Source organism: Pseudomonas sp. B21-021, from assembly GCF_024749205.1.
GTDB classification, from domain to species: domain Bacteria; phylum Pseudomonadota; class Gammaproteobacteria; order Pseudomonadales; family Pseudomonadaceae; genus Aquipseudomonas; species Aquipseudomonas paraglycinae.
Genome location: NZ_CP087192.1, coordinates 3,109,383 through 3,126,729 on the forward strand (window position 1 = coordinate 3,109,383; position 17,347 = coordinate 3,126,729).

General features: G+C 60.9%; 12 protein-coding genes. 3 read left to right on the forward strand and 9 right to left on the reverse strand.

Annotation, left to right across the window (positions count from 1 at the left end; all coding sequences use genetic code 11):
• Positions 1–31: 31 nt before the first annotated feature.
• The 6 genes from LOY31_RS13840 to LOY31_RS13865 all read right to left on the reverse strand — a co-directional run bounded on the left by LOY31_RS13840 (position 32) and on the right by LOY31_RS13865 (position 7,493).
• Positions 32–976: a GNAT family N-acetyltransferase gene (locus LOY31_RS13840; protein WP_258713526.1), complete on the reverse strand. Its 945-nt coding sequence runs from the start codon at positions 974–976 to the stop codon at positions 32–34.
• Positions 976–2,265 carry a phenylacetate--CoA ligase family protein gene (locus LOY31_RS13845; RefSeq protein ID WP_258713527.1) on the reverse strand — a complete coding sequence of 430 codons (1,290 nt, stop codon included), beginning with the start codon at positions 2,263–2,265 and terminating at the stop codon, positions 976–978. Before LOY31_RS13845 ends, LOY31_RS13840 begins: the two co-directional genes overlap by 1 nt.
• A complete protein-coding gene (locus tag LOY31_RS13850) occupies positions 2,249–4,699 on the reverse strand; it encodes an aldehyde dehydrogenase family protein (protein ID WP_258713528.1) in 2,451 nt (816 codons plus the stop codon). Before LOY31_RS13850 ends, LOY31_RS13845 begins: the two co-directional genes overlap by 17 nt.
• A 1-nt stretch (position 4,700) precedes the next feature.
• Positions 4,701–5,831 (reverse strand): acyl-protein synthase, encoded by a 1,131-nt coding sequence (locus LOY31_RS13855; protein WP_258713529.1) that lies wholly within the window; start codon positions 5,829–5,831, stop codon positions 4,701–4,703.
• 15 nt (positions 5,832–5,846) lie between these two features.
• Positions 5,847–7,094 (reverse strand): MFS transporter, encoded by a 1,248-nt coding sequence (locus LOY31_RS13860; protein ID WP_258713530.1) that lies wholly within the window; start codon positions 7,092–7,094, stop codon positions 5,847–5,849.
• A gap of 261 nt (positions 7,095–7,355) precedes the next feature.
• Positions 7,356–7,493 (reverse strand): hypothetical protein, encoded by a 138-nt coding sequence (locus LOY31_RS13865; protein WP_007957554.1) that lies wholly within the window; start codon positions 7,491–7,493, stop codon positions 7,356–7,358.
• A gap of 157 nt (positions 7,494–7,650) precedes the next feature.
• On the opposite strand from LOY31_RS13865, the gene LOY31_RS13870 reads away from it, so the two are divergent.
• Entirely contained in the window at positions 7,651–7,839 is a 189-nt protein-coding gene (locus tag LOY31_RS13870) for a hypothetical protein (protein WP_007957552.1), read from the forward strand.
• 18 nt (positions 7,840–7,857) lie between these two features.
• On the opposite strand, the gene LOY31_RS13875 is transcribed toward LOY31_RS13870, so the two are convergent.
• Positions 7,858–8,235: a fe2+ zn2+ uptake regulation protein gene (locus LOY31_RS13875; protein ID WP_045121840.1), complete on the reverse strand. Its 378-nt coding sequence runs from the start codon at positions 8,233–8,235 to the stop codon at positions 7,858–7,860.
• Positions 8,236–8,529: 294 nt separating this feature from the next.
• Between LOY31_RS13875 and LOY31_RS13880 the strand changes: the two genes are divergently transcribed.
• Positions 8,530–10,866: an acylase gene (locus LOY31_RS13880; RefSeq protein ID WP_258713531.1), complete on the forward strand. Its 2,337-nt coding sequence runs from the start codon at positions 8,530–8,532 to the stop codon at positions 10,864–10,866.
• 62 nt (positions 10,867–10,928) lie between these two features.
• Here the strand turns inward: LOY31_RS13880 and LOY31_RS13885 are convergent, their stop codons facing one another.
• On the reverse strand, positions 10,929–11,930 hold the full coding sequence (locus LOY31_RS13885; protein ID WP_258713532.1) for a FecR family protein: 1,002 nt from the start codon (positions 11,928–11,930) through the stop codon (positions 10,929–10,931).
• 154 nt (positions 11,931–12,084) lie between these two features.
• Here LOY31_RS13885 and LOY31_RS13890 point away from each other — a divergent pair, with 154 nt between their 5' ends.
• Complete coding sequence (locus LOY31_RS13890; RefSeq protein ID WP_007957544.1) at positions 12,085–12,354, forward strand: PepSY domain-containing protein; 270 nt, start codon at positions 12,085–12,087, stop codon at positions 12,352–12,354.
• 57 nt (positions 12,355–12,411) lie between these two features.
• Here the strand turns inward: LOY31_RS13890 and LOY31_RS13895 are convergent, their stop codons facing one another.
• The gene (locus tag LOY31_RS13895) at positions 12,412–17,235 is read right to left on the reverse strand and encodes a M35 family metallopeptidase (protein ID WP_258713533.1); all 4,824 of its coding nucleotides are present in this window, start codon (positions 17,233–17,235) and stop codon (positions 12,412–12,414) included.
• Positions 17,236–17,347: the final 112 nt, after the last annotated feature.

Genomic DNA, 17,347 nt, shown 5'->3' on the forward strand with positions numbered 1-17,347 from the left:
CCCGCCCAGGTAACGGGGCGGGCTCTTTCGTTTATGGGCGATTGCCGCAAGCGTGGAGTTTAGAGGGCGAGGCGATCTGCCGCTGCATATCGTCATGCAGTCGCTGCATTTGCGGGCAATGCAATATCAGCGATTTGGGCTGGAACCCCCGATGAAACAACGCCAGCCATCCAGCGCCTCGTTCATCGGGCGCCAGTCCGCTGAACACGAAACCCATCGTCGATAACTGGCGCCAGGCATTGTCGAAACCCTGCGCCAGCCTGAGCCTGATCGAAATCAGCCAATGGTCGGGCAGTTGTTGCAGCTGCTTGAGCAAACTGTCGTCCACTTCGTTGAATACCCCGTCATATCGCCCCCAGCGCTGTTCCAGCTGCGCCGGTGCGCCGACCCAGGGCGACACGTTCAAGCGCGTTCCGAACACGTCGCACATCTGCTGCATGAACTCACGGCATTCATCCGGCCAGGTCAAGGCCGGCAACGGGCGCTGATAACCATCGCCCGGGGCGTAACCCAGCACGAGCGATTCCGTCACCGCGCCGCCAAAGGGCGACGGTGCGTGATCGGGCAACACGCCGGTGTTGTGAAAACCAAGGCCGGCGGCCATTTTCTGGGTGTAGGGGTGATGGGTCATTTGCTTGATCGTGACCCCCTGATAACCCAGCGCCTGTGCATGGATCAGCAAATGCCGGCCCATTTGCGTGGCGACGTTTTGCCCACGGATCTGCGGATCTACCACGCTCAGGGCCAGTTCGGCGAGGGATGATCCTTTGTCGAGAATCAACGCGGAGTGACCTGCCACCTGACCGTTCGCCACCGCTACCAACGAGTGCCAGCGGCGGTCGGCATGGTTCTGGCTGATCATGCGGGGCAGATAAACATGCGGCTGAGCGTAATGGTCGCCATAGATCTTTCTGAACAGGTGGCTGACGGCCGGGGCGTCACTGGTGCGGTAGTCTCGCAGGGTGATCGCGCCCATCAGCAGGTCCCCTGGCCAGAGCCGTTGTAGACGCGCCGATCGAGCACGTGTTGCCGTTTGCCGGAGCGTGGATGGCGTGCCAGTTCCTGAACCTTGCAGCAGCGAATCTGCAATACCAGCAGGTGATCGGCGCTCAGTTGCCTGATCAACGGATAGTCTTCGATCAAGGCGCTGTGCAGCGTCTGGTCGGCTTCAGCGTTTGCCGGTGTCAGGGCGTCCGGCGCCCAGTGCAGGCGCAGGATATCCGTGGCGTCATCCTGCTCGATGACCAGTTGCCAATCGTCGCTGCCGGTGATGCGCAGCACGGTCTCGCCGATCGATTGCGGCAGCAGAGTCAGAATGCCCACGCGCACCCTCTGGCTGTCGGCACAGCGGCCCATCAGCGCGAACTTGCGCCCCGACGTGCCTGGCGGCTCTCGCCAGCACGCACGGTCGCCGACCGGGTAGCGGATCAACGGCATCAACCGGCGCGTGAGGTTGGTCATGACCAGGCGCCCGACCCGACCGCATTCTTCGATCACTTCACCGGTCTGTTCGTCGAGAATTTCCAGCACACCGTGGCCTTCGGGAGCCCGGTGTTCGCCAAGAGCGCAGTCACGATGGCTGGCACCGATGAATCCGGCGTCCACGCTGGCGTAGCCGATCGAGGCCACGCGGGCATTGGGGAACACCCGCTCAAGCCGTTGCAACTGTGCGTCAAACAGGCTTTCGCCGGCGTAGAGCAGGGCGGTGACACCCTCGAGGGCCCGGCCATTCTGCTCGAGCCACGCGGCAAAGCTCAGCAGATGGGCCGGTATACCCGCGAGCACATTGATCCGGTGCCGGTCGATCGCATCGGCGAGAAGGTTCGAGTCGATATGGCCGGTGAAGGGAAACTCGACGATCTCGGTTTCAACCTGCGCCAGCGCATCGTGGGTGAAGATGAAACTGGCATACAGGTCACCCGCAAAGAACAGGTTGGCCACCCGGTCCCCGGCGCTCAGCTGCGCGTCGAGACTGCGACCGAAGTCCGTCACCAGCGTCTGCCATTCCTCGCGCCGGAACAGTGAAAACTTGCCGGCGCTGGTGGTGCCTCCGGTCTTGAAAACCAGTGCGTCATTCAGCGGCGCCGTCAGGACAGGCCACTGGTCAAGGTCATGACTGCCTTTCCAGTATTCCACGGGGTCGATCACCGGCAGTTGTTCCAGTGATGAGATGTGCGGGGGAATGTCGGCGAAGTGGCTTGCATAAAAGCCGGAATGCCGTCGCGCCAAGGTCACCAGTTCTTGCAGTTCAAATCGTGTGTTCATGTTCGGCTCCTTGCCTGTCTGCGCAGGGACCAACGCCCCGATTGTCGATCAGCAGCGACGTCTTGCCGCTGTGTTTGTTGCGGGTGAACCTCTCGCTGCCGCAAACCTCTACCTCAACGGTCAGCAGTCCGGTGTGGATGAGCGTCGCCAGGGTCGGATAGGTCAGCAGGCGCTGCTGAGCATCATCGGCTTGCCGTGGGCTGCGAAAGCGCATGCGCTCCAGGCCATCCGGGGCATGTTCGAGGATCAGCTGGAACTCGGTCTGCAGATGCTCTGCCAGTTGCGACAGACTGATGAAGTCGGTACCGATGCGCATCAACTTGCCGTGACGTTGCAGCAGTTCGAAGCGCGGCGTGGGCAGCCCGCACTTGCACACGCCAGGGAGCCAGCGACCGCTGTCGCCGACGTCGTAGCGCCGAACATCCTGACCTTCGCGCTCGATGGAGGTGAATATCAGGCGCCCGGTTTCACCGTCGATCACCGGTCGATCAGACTCGAATTCGACGATTTCCAGGTGCTGGATATCGCTCATCAGATGAAACACGCCATCGCCGGTGGCCGGGCAAGCATGGCCGAGCGGCCCGGCGTCGACACTGCCGTAAATGGCCGAGCGAATCAGCCTGACGCCGCAGCTGCGCATCAGCGCAAGGCTTTGTTCGCCGGGGTGTTCGCCGCCGAGGAAGACTTTTTCGATCCCGCCATATTCGCGTAGCCGTTCCTGCTCATTGAGGAACAGACGGTGCAGGGTGCTGGGCATACCGACCAGCACGGTGACGCGCTGGTCGATGATTATCTGCGCGATCTCGCGGTAATCGTCATCGGCCGGCGCCCCCATCGGCAGGTGCGTGGCCCCCAGCAGCTCCAGCACTTTGGAAAAACTGAAGAAACCTCCATACAGCCCGCCGCTGAAGAACAGGTTCATCACCCGGTCGCGGCTCGGGTCGAGGCCCGCCGCGAACAAGCCGTCGGCGCTGGCACGCATCTGCCGATCGAAATCGCGGTAGCTGTAACCGGCCAACGCCGGGGTGCCGCTGCTGCCGCCGGAGCGGAAATACAACCGCGCCGCCGGATGGATCGGGAGGGTGACAAAGGCGTCCTTGCTCATGATCGGCAGATTGGCCACGCAGGGTGGCTTCGGCAGCGGATCGAGCGTGGCACGGGTGGCCAGCTCTGTAGCCGGCAGACTGACCGACACCCTTCGGCTCAAGCGCTGCAAGGCATACACACCGTCGTGGGGTTCGCCCTCATAGCCCTCGTGAATCGCCTGCACCGGAGTGACCCGTGTGACACCTGCAGCGATCAGTGTTTGAGCCAGTTCGGCCATTTCTTGTTCGGTACACATCAGCCCGGCGCTTTGCAGCACGTTTCGCCAGGGCAACAGCGCCTCGGCGATCCGTGCGCGCGGCATCGGTTTGAGCAGCAGGCTGCGAAACAGCGGCGAGGGACCGAGTTGCTGGTCGTGGGTCCAGATCACCCGCCAGTCCGGCGCCTGCCACACATGACCGCTGGCCCCGCCAAAGCTCTGGGCCAGCCGCGCCATCGCCGTTCGGGTGGTGATTTCCGAGGCCTCCTGAATCGAAGGCGGCAGGACTGGCCATTGCCGGGATCGACGCTCGAACGCCTCGGCCAGTTCTTCGCCGATTGAGCGCAAAGTGTTTTCATCGTCACTGTCCACCAGCAGCCATTGCGGGCTGGAGCAGGCCTGCTGGTCGAGGCGGCAGACTTCATCGGCCACGCTGTCCAGGGCTTCTGGCGTGACCGTTGCCGGTGTCAGGTAGATGAAGCTGATGCGGTGGCCCCAGTCGATCCAGCGACATCCGGGTGCCAGTTGCTGGCGGATGGCTTGCAGCGCCGACTCACCGCCCCACGCTGAAACGCCGTTGGCCTGTTGGCACAACTGACCGATCTGGGCGGTGCTGGCCGGAACGACGGCGACATGCCCGGCAATCTGGCCGGTCGCATCGCACTGCGCCAATCCATGAAGCAATTGCGCCGTCAGACCCTGATCGCTGCTGCTGGGGCGCAACCAGTTGACGTTGCCGGCCAGCAGGCCTTCGATCACCGCACAGAAAGCCAGCAGCGGTGCATTGCCGGGGGTGATGTGAACCACCAGGCCCAGCGGGCTCCAGCGTTCAAAGCGTGACTGGCGATAGTCGAGGCGACGCAGGCTGCCCGGCTGCTCGCCGAGTTCGCGCTCAAGCTTGCGCCGAAGGGCCGCGGGTTGGCAGAACTCGATCAGTGACTGGCGTTGCTCGGGATCGATGGGCAATGCCGTGTCCGGATCCTGCAGACGTTTGGCGAAAGCGGCTGCTGCGCTCAGCACGGTCGCTGTTTCGAGTGTTTTGGCCAATCGTTCCGGCAAATCCAGGTAAAGCTGTTGCAGTGCGCCGTCGAGGGTGCAGTCGTCGTGAAGCTGTCCGTTGATCAAGTACATATCAGTGCTTCCCCAGCAGTTCAGAGGCGGCCATGGCGCAGCTACGGCCAGCGGTGGTGGCCGCGCGGCCATGCAGTTCGAACCAGTCGGTGGACAGACCACAGCCACAACTGGAGCCGGGTTGCAGGGTGGCGAGATCGCTCATGACCACCGCGTGCGCGGGGCTCGAAGAAATGTAAGGCGAGACAAAGCTCAGCAAGCCCTGACGGCCGTAAGGCTGAACCGTAAAGTCAGCGGGATGGCGCACGAAAACCTTCGAATAGACCGGTACATGGAAACGGTGGTGAGCACATTCGAGGTAAGGCACCGCATGCTCGACCGCGCCGTAGCCGTCACGGCAACGGGACATCTCGATGCCCAGTTGGCGGTGAATGCGTTCGTACAGTTGCTGGCGGGGAATCTCTTGCGCCGCGTGGGTTTTCCAGCCGCCGCCAAACAGCGTCAGCGAGCCTTGCGCCAGTTGCAGGTCAGCCACCCCGGTCGCCTGCATGCGTTGCAGGGTCTGCCAGAGAAAGGCCGGGAAGCCGAAGATCCGTACCGGCAAACCTTCTTCGGCGAAGGACTGCAAGGCTGCGATCACGCCAAAGCCGTCGAATTCATGACCGCCACCCGTTCGGCGCAGTGCGTAGGCCACGCGATTGACGGGCGCGAAGCCGCACAGAAACTGATCGGTGAATGATGTTCCCAGGCTGATGCTGCCCTCGGGTTCATAGCTCAGCAGCAGGTAGTTGCACGGCGTGTGCAGGGTGTCCCAGTCATAGTGCTGGAAGATCCGCTCGACCATGTTCTGGGCCGCGCCCAGGCTGCGCTCGTCGTAACGCATGCGGCTTTTTTCGCCGCTGGTGCCGGAGGAAGTGAGTTCCAGTGCGTCCGCTGCGGTGGAACTAAGCAACGCCTGGCGCTTGAAATAACTGGCGAAAATCGGCGGTAGCCGCGACCAGTCATCAAGGTGATCCAGGTCACCAACGATCAGGCCATTGGCGTTCAGCCAGTGTTCGTAGCCCGGAGTGTGCTGGCAGTGGAACCGGCTCATTTCGGCCATGGCCTGGTTAAACAGCCCGTCCGGCACGGAATCCGGGCAATAAGGTTGCGTCAACGCACAGAGTGCGTCGCTGTAGGGGAAGTGGTTCATCAGGCGTCCTTGTCGTTATGTTGAAGAAGCGGTGTCTGCCGGGACGTGTGGCAGAAACCGGTACAGCAGGGGCAGGCTGAGCAGGCCGCCCAGCGCCGCCCAAATAGCGAAGGATTCAAGACGGGTGCCGCCGCCGATCGCTGCGATCAACGAACCACCGACACCCATCACGGCAATCGAAATCATGCCGATCGCGGCAGACACCAGACCTTTGCTGTCATCGCTGGAAAACAGTGCCAGTCGGTACAAAGCGGCGTTGCTCATGCCCAGCCCCACGGCATACAGCCCAAGGCCGGTCATCAATCCGGCAAGCGAAAGGCTGGTCACTGCGGTGGCGATCAAGGTCAGCAAACCCAGGCAGAACGGCCAGAGCGCCAGGCGAATCAATTGCGGCAGATCCCGCGACGCCAGCAGTCGGTCGAGGATCAGATTGCCGACGATGACCGCCGAAAACACCGGAATCTGCCACAGCGCATATTCGCGCGTGGTCAGGCCCAGCAACTGGACAAGAAGAAGCGGCGCCAGTCCGATCCAGGCAATCAGCGGCAGGCTCATCAGACCCAGGGCCAGGCACGTGCCGACAAACCGGTGATTGCGCAGCAATGCAAGGTAGCGGCTACCGATCTGGCGAAACGAGAAAGGGATCGGCGCTTGTCGACCTCCATCGTGGCGGACAACGCCGATCGTCTCCGGCATGCAGGCATACAGTCCGATCCAGGTCAGTGTCGCGATCAGACCCAGACAGAGGAACAGCTCGCGCCAGCTCAGCCATTCCAGCAGCAGACTGCCGAGCAGCGGGCCGAGCAGGGGCGAAAGCAGCGCGACATTACCTAGTAACGCCATCAGGCGCACCGCATCGGCCTCGCAGAAGACTTCCTGAAGCGCGGGGTAACTGACCGCCACGACGAACCCCAGGCCCATGCCTTGCAACAGGCGCAGGGCGTTGAACACTTCGATGCCGGGCGTGGCGACAGCCGCCGCGCAGGTCACGCCGAACAGTGCGCAACCGCCCAGCAGCAACGGGCGCCGGCCGAACCGATCGGACAGCGGCCCGATCAGCCATTGCAGGCAGACACCGCCGATCAGATACAGATTGAATGCGTTGGGGATGTGAGCGGCCTCGGCTTCGAGATCCCGGGTGACGGTCAGCATGGCCGGCATGACCATGTCGCTGGCCATGTAGGTCAACCATTCGAACAGGGTGATGGCCAGACAGAAGCCGAGTGCCTGGAGTGGGGGGAGGGGGATGAGAGTTCTTTGCATGCGCTTTCACGGTCGTCGAGAGGGAGCGCAAAGGGTAGGGATGAGCAGGGATTGTTCCTACGCCATTGGTGTGACGGTCTATGACGCGGTTATGCGTGATGTTGCAGAGGGAGACTTTCTTGCTTGCACAGGTGAAACGCCCTACGGCATTGATGGCCGAGCCATAAAAAATGCCCACATTCCTGTGGGCATTTTTCCTGACGCTTAAATCCGTTGTTGCATTTGAACGGACGGACGCTGGCATCCTTTCCGTGAGATGGCTTAACGATGGTAGTAGTAACCCGGGCCAGGCCCATAGTGGCGATGATCGCCATGCCAGCCGCCGTGGGGAAAGATGATGCAGCCGCTCAGGGTGAGCAGTGCAAGTACAGGAATCAGCCAGGTGATTCGACGCAGCATTTCAAGGATCCTCATGGTTAACGCCGTTTGAAGCCAAAGCTCTTCATCGGCTGTAACATGAGACCCCGTTTACCGCGGCGCATCCCCGTCAAACGGTATGCGCATGGCATCAACGCCGATACAAACCCGATACATTCCAACGGTTCAGGAACCTGTAATGACCCATAAGCAACGCTTGATATATTCGATTCTGATCGCGGTCGCCGTACTGCTGATCATGCTCGGCCTGTCCTGGCTGCAAAACGCCGGCAAGCTTAGCGAGCAAACGTTCCAGTACATCGCCATCGGTGTGGCGGTGGTGGTCGTGGTGATCAACGGCGTGATGCGCCGCAAGGTCAAGCCCTGACGGCGTCTGCCGGGTGCTTCAATCGTTGTTGAGCACCGCGGCAGCCTGGGGATGGAGGCTGTAGCTCTTGTCGTCGTTGAACGTGATCACGCCTTCGGCACACAGACGCTTCAACACTTCACGAACGCTGAGGAAGGACAACGGAATGTCCAGATCCAGCAGTTGGCTATGCACGCCACGCACACCCAGACGACGGTCGTCCTCGGCGGCGACCAGCAGGGTGTCGATGACTTTGAGGCGAATCAGGCTGGTGCGCAGGCCGAAGCTTTTAAGCAGCAAACGGATGCGCTCATTGCCGTGACGCTCGATCCGTTGCCCGAATACGTCGACGTGCGAACCCATGGGCGCTCCTTGTGGGGTCTGGCTACCTTCCGATGGTAGGGGTGGGTTGTACATGCGATTACTCCTTTCAGAGCCTGATCAGGAAAGGTTTTTTGTGCTCTCTCTAAACAAGACGTTTCAGCTCGACAAATCATGAAGCGAAAAATGTAGAAAATTTGTCGTGGTTTTGTCTTTTCCCCGTGATTACGGTGCGAGAGGGCTGTGTGACCGACTAAATTTTTTTTCCGCGGCTTCGTTTTCTGGACAGGCTCATTGCGCGTGACGCGTGGGTGATTTCAGAGCGAGCCGGGCCCGACGTGTTCACGGTGGCGGGCGGTTCGCTCTACGGCATTTCGATCAGGAGCGAGCGTGACTATTTCCAGGCAATTCACCGGACTGACCCTTGCCGGCCTGTTTCTCGGGCTGAGTCTGTCGGCGCAGGCGTTCAGCCCGTCCGTTCAGACCGGCGCGGATATCCGTCGCACAGGCTTTGGCGTACCGCACATCCGTGCGGAGAACGAACGCGGTCTCGGATTCGGCATCGGTTATGCCTATGCGCAGGACAACCTGTGCCTGCTGGCCAACGAGATCGTGACGGTCAACGGCGAGCGGTCGCGGTACTTCGGGCCGGAGCAACTGACAGTCGAAGAGCGCGAGAACCGCGTCAGCGACGTGTTCTTCCAGTGGCTCAACACGCCGCAGGCAGTGAACGCTTTCTGGCAGGCTCAGCCGGTCGAAGTGCGTGATCTGGTGGAAGGTTATGCCGCCGGCTACAACCGTTACCTGGCCGAACGTCGCCAGCAGGGACTGCCGCAACAGTGCCAGGGTGAATGGGTGCGCGATATCGCCGCCGAAGACCTGGTGAAGCTGACCCGTCGCCTGCTGGTCGAGGGCGGTGTCGGCCAGTTCGCCGAGGCCCTGGCGGGTGCGACGCCGCCGCAGGCCACTGCGCAGATCGAAAGCGATGCGCGGGCTTACCAACTGGCGGACGCGCGCCAGCAACGCTTCGCGCTCGACCGTGGCAGCAACGCGGTGGCGGTGGGCAGCGAGCGTTCGTTAAATGGCCGTGGGATGCTGCTGGCCAACCCGCATTTTCCGTGGGTCGGCGGCATGCGCTTCTATCAGATGCACCTGACCATTCCGGGCAAACTCGATGTGATGGGCGCGGCGCTGCCGGGCTTGCCGATGATCAACATCGGCTTCAACCAACATCTGGCCTGGACCCACACCGTCGACTCGTCCAAGCATTTCACCCTGTATCGCCTGCAACTCGACCCGAAGGATCCGACCCGTTACCTGCTCGACGGCCAGTCCCTGCCGATGAACAAGCAGACGGTCACGGTGCAGGTCAAACAGGCGGACGGCCACGTCGTGCCGGTGTCGCGGGATGTCTACAGTTCGCAGTTCGGCCCGATCGTGCAGTGGCCCGGCAAGCTCGACTGGAACAATCAGTTCGCCTATAGCCTGCGCGATGCCAACCTCGACAACGACCGGGTGCTGAAGCAGTGGTACGCCATGAACCGCGCCGGCAATCTCAAGGATCTGCAGGATTCGGTGCACACGATTCAGGGCATCCCGTGGGTCAACACCCTGGCGGTGGATGACAAGGGCCAGACGCTGTACATGAACCTGTCGGTGGTGCCGAACGTCAGCGCCGACAAACTGGCCAAGTGCAGCGACCCGCGCGCCGGTCTGAAAATGATCGTGCTCGACGGTTCCAACAGCGCCTGCGCCTGGGACATCGATCCGCAAGCCGCGCAAAAGGGCATTTACGCTTCGAGTCAGTTGCCACAGTTGTTGCGCAAGGACTTCGTCCAGCACTCCAACGACTCGGCGTGGCTGGCCAACCCGGCGCAACCGCTGACCGGCTTCTCGCCGCTGATCAGTCAGGACGGCCAGCCACTGAGCCTGCGCTCGCGCTTTGCGCTGGATCGTCTGGCGACCCTGAGCAAAAAAGGCCCGGTATCGGTGCAGGACCTGCAACACATGGTGATGGACGATCAGGTGTTCCTGGCAACGCAGGTGTTGCCGGATCTGTTGAAGTTCTGTGCTTCCCAGCCTGATGCAGCGCTCAAATCGGTGTGCAGCAGCCTGAAGGCGTGGGACGGCCGGGCGAATCTGGAATCGGGCGTCGGGCTGGTGCATTTCCAGACCATCATGCAAGCGATGCAGGAATCGCCGCAGGCCTGGCGTGTGGCCTTCGATCCGAAGGATGCGCAACACACACCACGCGGGCTGGCCATTGAAAAGCCGGAAGTGGCCAAGGCATTGCGCGAGGCCATGCTGGCGTCGGCCGAGTCCGCCACCAAAATGGGCCTGACCGAGAAAACCCGTTGGGGCGATGTGCAGGTGGTCAGCAGTGGCGGTCAGCAAACGCCGATCCACGGTGGCCCGGGGACGCTTGGCATTTACAACGCGATCCAGAGCGTGCCCCGTGAAGACGGCAAGCTGGAGGTGGTCAGCGGCACCAGTTACCTGCAAGTCGTGACGTTCGACGACAAGGGGCCGCATGCCCAGGGTTTGCTGGCGTTCTCGCTGTCCAGCGATCCGGCGTCGAAGTATTCCCGCGACCAGACCGAGGCGTTCTCGAAGAAACAGTGGAGCGTGTTGCCATTCACCGAACAGCAGATCAAGGCTGATCCGCAGTATCAGGTGCAGACCGTGCGCGATGATCTGGAAAAGGCGGGGAAAGTCGCGGCGCAGTAATCAACGGTAAACATCGCTGACAAGTGCCAAAGCAGAAGGCCGCTCCCTCACGGGAACGGCCTTCAGTTTTTTACCGGTTGCTGCGGCATCGGATTGATGACCGGATTGCCGTCCTTGTTGCGGGTCAGGAACACCGGCAGGACTTTGGGCAGGGAACTGGCGAAGCTGTTCAGTTCCTTGATGTTGTAGATCCCGCCGACCCGGATCGAGCCGGTCGAGTTGTCGGCGAGCATCAGCGGTTTGTCCAGGTAACGGTTGATCTGCGGCAACGCTTCGTTCAGCGACAGGTTGTCGAGCACCAGTTTGCCGCTGCGCCAGGCCAGCGAGTTGTCGTTGGCGTAGGTCTGGCTGATTTGCGGCATGTCGTCGCCGTGTCTGTAGCGTGCCTGCATCGAGGGGCCCAGACGCAAGCCGTCACCGGCCAGTCGGGAATTGCTGGTGACCAGCACGGAACCCTCGATCAGGTTGACCTTCACCTGATCCTCATACATCCAGACGTTGAAGCGGGTGCCGGTGACGCGAATCCTGCCTTCGGCGGCCCTGACAATGAACGGGTGGCTCAGGTCGTGGCTGACTTCAAAGAACGCCTCGCCTTTTTTCAGGGTGACGCGGCGTTCGTCCTTGAAGTTGCTGTAGGTCAGCTCGGTGTTGAGGTTCAGCTCGACCTGACTGCCGTCACCCAGGGTGACATGGCGGACGTTATCGGTGGCCGCGAAATGCTGATAGCTGTTGGGCAGCCAGCCGAGGTTCCAGCCGGTCCAGGCCGCCAGTGGCAAAGCCAGTGCGCAGACCGACGCCGCAACGGCGTACTGGCGCCATGAGCTGACGGGTTGGCGAATCGGCACAACCGGTGCGGGTTCCGGGCGCGGCAAGTGTTCAGCCACGTCCCAGATTTCCAGCATCGCCTCATACTCGAACGCGTGAAGCGGGTGTGCATCGCGCCATTGTTCGAACGCCAGCCGCTCTTCGGCGGTGCAGTCGACGGCGTGCAGACGCATGCACCAATGCGCGGCGGCATCGGTGATCGCATCGTATTCGGCTTCCGAGAGGGTGTTCTGGGTCATTGACTCATCCTGATTTCCCGCATTCTAACCTTGGGGGGGAGGTGTCGAGAACAACCGTCATGGCATTTACCCATCAAACTTGGAACTTTTTTTCCCTCAGACGCCCCAAAAAACAGGACGTCCCGCGAACATTAATCATAAATGGAGTGAAAAAATGATCAAAAGAACCTTGGCCGCTTTCGTCGCAACCGCCAGTCTCCTGAGTGCCGGTGCGGCGCTGGCCGACCGCCCGGGCGCTGGATGGATCACCATCGAAAAGGCCATCGAAATCGTCAAGACCAAGGCCGGTTATGTCGAGGTCTACGAGATCGAGGCCGACAACAACGGCTATTGGAAAGGGGAAGGGCGCAAGGCTGATGGCGTGGTGTACGAATTCCGTATCGACGGCGCATCGGGCAATGTCCTTCGTGACCAGAAGGACTGAGTTCAACGCAGTTGAACGGAATGCGCAGGTATCGAGCCTGCGCATTTTTTGTGTGGATCAAGGGGACGATGCAACTTCCAGCTGCCGGCCCACTTCGCAGATCAGCAGCGCGATCGAATCGGCGTTGTGCAAGATGACACCGACGCGGGCATCCGATGTTTGTTGATCCACGAACGCATTGCGCGCCCCGTTCATGGTGGTGCTGTGCGTTTGCCTGAATATCTCCGCGGCCGTGGCCTCTTTTTCGGGAATTCTGTCAAAGTCAATCCAGACCGCGCGCTCCGGGTTCCATTCCGCAAACAATTGCGCCCGGGGAGTGGCCAGTGAAAGCGCCATTCTTCGTTCGTCCTGCAACTCCTGGAGCAGCTTGGCGCCGTCGGGTGTCACGGACGAAATCAGGTCACAGAAAGGCTCTCGCCCGCGTACGGTTGCGATATCCCAGGCGTTGCTCAGTTGATGGGCGAGTTCGTGGATCAGGGTCTCGGCTTGTGCGTGGCCGTCGATATCAAATCCAGGCGCAGTGACGGGCACGTAGTCCCCCAGGTCCTGGTCAAAGAAGTGCTGGGTGAAATGGACCTTGTTCTGCTGGTCGCCATCGAGGACAAACGCGATCACGTCGTGAAACCACCTGGTGGAGCCGACGATGAAGCGGTCGGTGTTGAGCAGATCGTCCGTCGGGTCTACCAACGCATTGCAGATCGGCAGGATCGCGGTCTTGATCCTGGACAGGATCTGCGTCGTGACTTTCGGAACATCAAAGAACTCCATGAGAAACCGGTTGACCCGTCCGCCGGGCACAACGTTGATGTCCAGAATGGCCAGGTTATGCAGGCAGTTGAACGCATAATCCCGGGCCAGTCCCACTGCACGCCCCAACACCCGGGCTTTTTCAGGGTAGCGCCGGGTGATTTCTTCCATACCGTGGGCTTCTATGTTGAGCATCGTGCGACGAATCCGAGTGTATTTGCTGTGCTCGAGCATTCGGGAAAAGGCTTTGCCGTAATGAACAGTCTGGCCCGGCGTGATCCGCACCATCCGTGAGTCGGTCTTGCGCAGTGACGGGCCGCGCTCTTCACCCTTTGCCAATTGCCAGTCCGAGCCGTTTTTGACGACCCTGTATACCTTGCCGTCCACCGCGGCATAGCTGCGGTTGTTGGATGTCTTCTGGTACACGCCCTGGGTCGCACTGAAGGTGAGGTCCTTGAGCGCTACGTCGGTTGCTTCGAAAGGCTGCAGCAGTGTGCGTTGTGGCGAGGTCAATTCAATTTCGTCCAGGCTCGGCGCAACAATCTTTTCGACCTGTGTGGCGCCGGCTTCGGTTGCCTGTTCGCCGATGTCGGTGACAACTGCGCTTTCGGCGGACATTTCAGGCAGAAGGCCGACGGTGACCATTTGCTCTGCGCCATCGATAAACGACTTCAGCGCCTTCTTCCAATGATGATTCTGCAGAGCCTCGGCCGAATCCTTGAAGTCATCGTAGGCTTGCCAGAGAAAGCGCCCATAGGCGAGTTTGCCTTGCAACATGTCCGCGACCTGTTGGATGTCATCACTGAACAGGACTTTGGCGTTTTCCCAGTCGGATTGGCCGTCGCTGTCGCGCTGAGAACCGAGCATCTGTTTCAACAGCTCGAGATTGTCCTGATACAGACGTTCCAGCAGGTTGCCGCCAATCGGACGGTAGTCCAGCGTCATTTCGCTGGTCTGTCCCAGGCTGCTGGCAAGCAGGCTGCGGAAGGTCGCTCGCTGCGTCTGCGGTAAACGGCGAAGCAACAGGTTTTGCAGGAATCCCGGAATATTCAGAGCGGCAATCAGGGCCTTTTCGTCGAAGAATTCGTGAAATGCCTGCTCGGCAAACGGGGTATAGAGCAGCACTGGCCCCTTGTGGGCGGTGCCGGGTGCCAACACATACAGTCCGCATGCCTCGACGGCAGTAGCTCCGGCGGTCTTGACCAGTGACAGTGGACACACCATGGCGTGTGTGCCGGCCACGGCGGCACGGGCGATGGCATCCGGCATGTCCAGCGCCTGCCGAATGTAACTGAACGCGGTTTCGGACAAATGCTGCTGCAGTTTCAGCGCGTGAGCATGCTGCAGCAATTGCCAGGGCAACTGACGGAAGAAAATCTGCTGCCGGGCGAGCCCGGCAACCGTAGTCGTCGCCAGTGCCTGAATGACTTTTTCGCTGTAGCGGGTGGGAATTTCGAGCGACAGCAGCAGTTGCCTGACGGCGCTCTGATCCAGCCCTTTGGGCAAGGCGCTGGCGTTGATCGACGTGACTTTGAAACCGGTGCCTTGGGCGATGTTGATGTGATTGAGGGCAAACTCGACCAGGTTGCGCGCAGGGCCGGCCAGGGCCAGATTGGGTGATATCCGGATGTGGCGAGGATTGATCCGGCTATCGGGGAAGCGGCTGTCGAGCAGTGATTTCAGGGTTTGTTCGACATGGGTGACCAGTGTCGGCACACCTGTCAGGTAGTCCTTGTCGTCGACGACGCTCTGGCGCCATTGCTCCATCAGTTCGACGTGCAGTTTTTGCTCCGCAACCGCCGCCATGCCGAGCCAGGCAGGGTAGTTCTGCTGTGCAGCGATTGCCCGGGCATGGGCCGTGGCCAGTTTCAGGTTGGTGTGAAAAGCCGGCTCACTCAACGCTGTCAGCGTCTTGCTGCGCCGGGCGGGATCCTTGACGCGGCTGCGCACCTGCTCGCAGCGCCCGAGAAAATGCTCGATGGCCGATTGCATGCGGTTGTGCAGCACGTTGTGTTCGATGAACTGAAACGCCCCCAGGGAATAGCGCTGATGCAGCTGAAACTGTGCAGGCAGAATGTTCTCCAGCAATGACAGGCGTTGCACGTTATGCAGCAGGCGTTGCTCGAGCCTGTGCCGGGCAACCGCGACGGTGTCGAATACTTCAAGCCCGAGCGCGGGTGTCCACAGTACCGTGCGACCGGAGTGCCGGGCGTCGAGGCCGCCACGCTCGGTCATCAGCAGGCAATGGGCGAGCGGCAGCAGGTTTTGCTGGCCGGCAGACTGCAGGGTGAGCCCATAGGCGTCCGGGCGAAAACCCTCCAGCGCCCGACGCAGCACGCGGGTCGGCTGGTCGGGGTTGACCACGGCATCGACGATCGCCCGCGCCGACGCTTGCAGCGTACCGTTCAATGCTCGCAGCCGGGCTTCGCCGGTCACCCCGAGAAACCAGGCATGGCCCAGGTTTGACTTGAGGTTTTCGAGAAACGGTCGCTGGACTTCCAGGGTTGCCATCGGTTGCGTCTTGAGTAATTCGCCGAGCGAAGCTTCAACGCTGCTGAACGTCTTGATCGCGGCACGCGCCTTGTCCGCCAGGACCAGGGACGGCTGTTGATTGCCCGACAACACCGGTTGCGTGCTCCAGCGTCCAGCGCTGTCGAACTCGAGCAGACGCGCATGAATCATCGAGCGAATGTCCAGGCTCTTGTCGAACAGGGCGTGCAGATTCACCGCGCCATCGCTGTGGCGAAACACCTGCAAGGCGTACTCGATGTTTTGCCGTTGCTTGGTGATGATGGATTCAAAGAGGATCTTGAAGACCTCTCCAAGCACCCGCTCTCCCGACACCTGCGGCTGATCGAAGCCAAGGAAGCGATTACGCTCGTCCAGACTGAGCAGGCTGTAGAGTTCGTCTTCATGCCCCTTGGCCATGAATTTGCTCAGCAGCGTCTGTTTCAGATCGCTGTAGTCGGTGAGTACCTGCAGGCCCTGCACCGGCGTGTAAAGGAAGGCGTGGGTGCCGCTAATCATCAGCGAACCCGCCAGTTCGACGTAGTTGGCTTCACGTTCCCAGAGACGCACGGTTTCGGTCAATGGACGTATGGAGCCGTCCTCGCCGGGTCGTATCAACTGGTGCAGTGCGTTGAATTGCGGTGCATCGAGAATGCCGGTTTCGCGTTTGATCATCCATTCGGCGCGCGCCTGATCCTCGAGCGCTTCGGCAAAGAACGTTCGACGCGACGAGCCGTTGCTGGAGGGCGCATCCCAATAGCGTTCCAGATGTTGAAACAACAGCGCCGACAGCTTGCCGGCAGCACTTTTGACGGCGTCTTCCCATTGCAGTTGGTCATCCTGAGTGGCCGTTCTGTCGGGGTGGGTGAACTCACGCAATGCAGCGGTCGGCCATTGCTGGTGGCGGTAATACAACAGCACTGCGTCGCTCAGGCTCATGGATTCGAGCCAATGCCTGTCGGGCGCCGCACGGTCGGAGCCGGTGGCGCCGTCCAGGGTGTAGAAGCCGACGCGGGTTCGGCTCTGCTGCAAGCTGCCGAAGTGGGGCTTGAGCAATTCGTCGAGAATGTTTTCCAGCAGGTGCGTCAGCGTCGGCAGTTTCTCCAGCTCCGTACGCATTGCCTGCGCATTCAACAACTGGCTCTGTTTGATCGCCTCGGTGGTCTCATCGAATACATCACCTTCGATCAGTGTGAACGACACGGAAATCTTTTCCGCGTCGAGCAGCCGTTTACGTTGTGGCAACGACAGGAGCGCAAACAGCGAGGTCTGGTCGTCGGCGTCGTTCAGGCTTTGCTCGAACTGTTGCTTCAAGTCGGCGCGGTCAGCGTATTTCTTGATGCCGTCGAAGGCGGTGTAAAGGATATGGGCCTGATTGACGGGTGTCTGGCTGAGAACAAACGCGCCCGGAAGCGGCACCGGGATTTCACTGCCAACGTTAAGCAGTACCCGCTCGGCGCGCATGGCCGGGGTCTGCTGGCTGCGCAAGTTGTGGGAGGACAGCCTGGCGTGGACGAGCCATCTGAATTCGTGTTCGGACAGACCGTGGGTCTTGCCCAGTTCGGTCCATAGTCCGGGGGAGTCGAAGACTTCGGGGAACAACAAGGGTTTGATGGGGGCTGACATGATCGAGTCTCGATGAGGGGCGCATGCGGGCAGGCGCCGGTGGGTCGAGACGCAAGGCTAGGGCGGGTGACGCTGGCGAAGGTGGTAGATAAATATTGCGGGGTTGACAGGC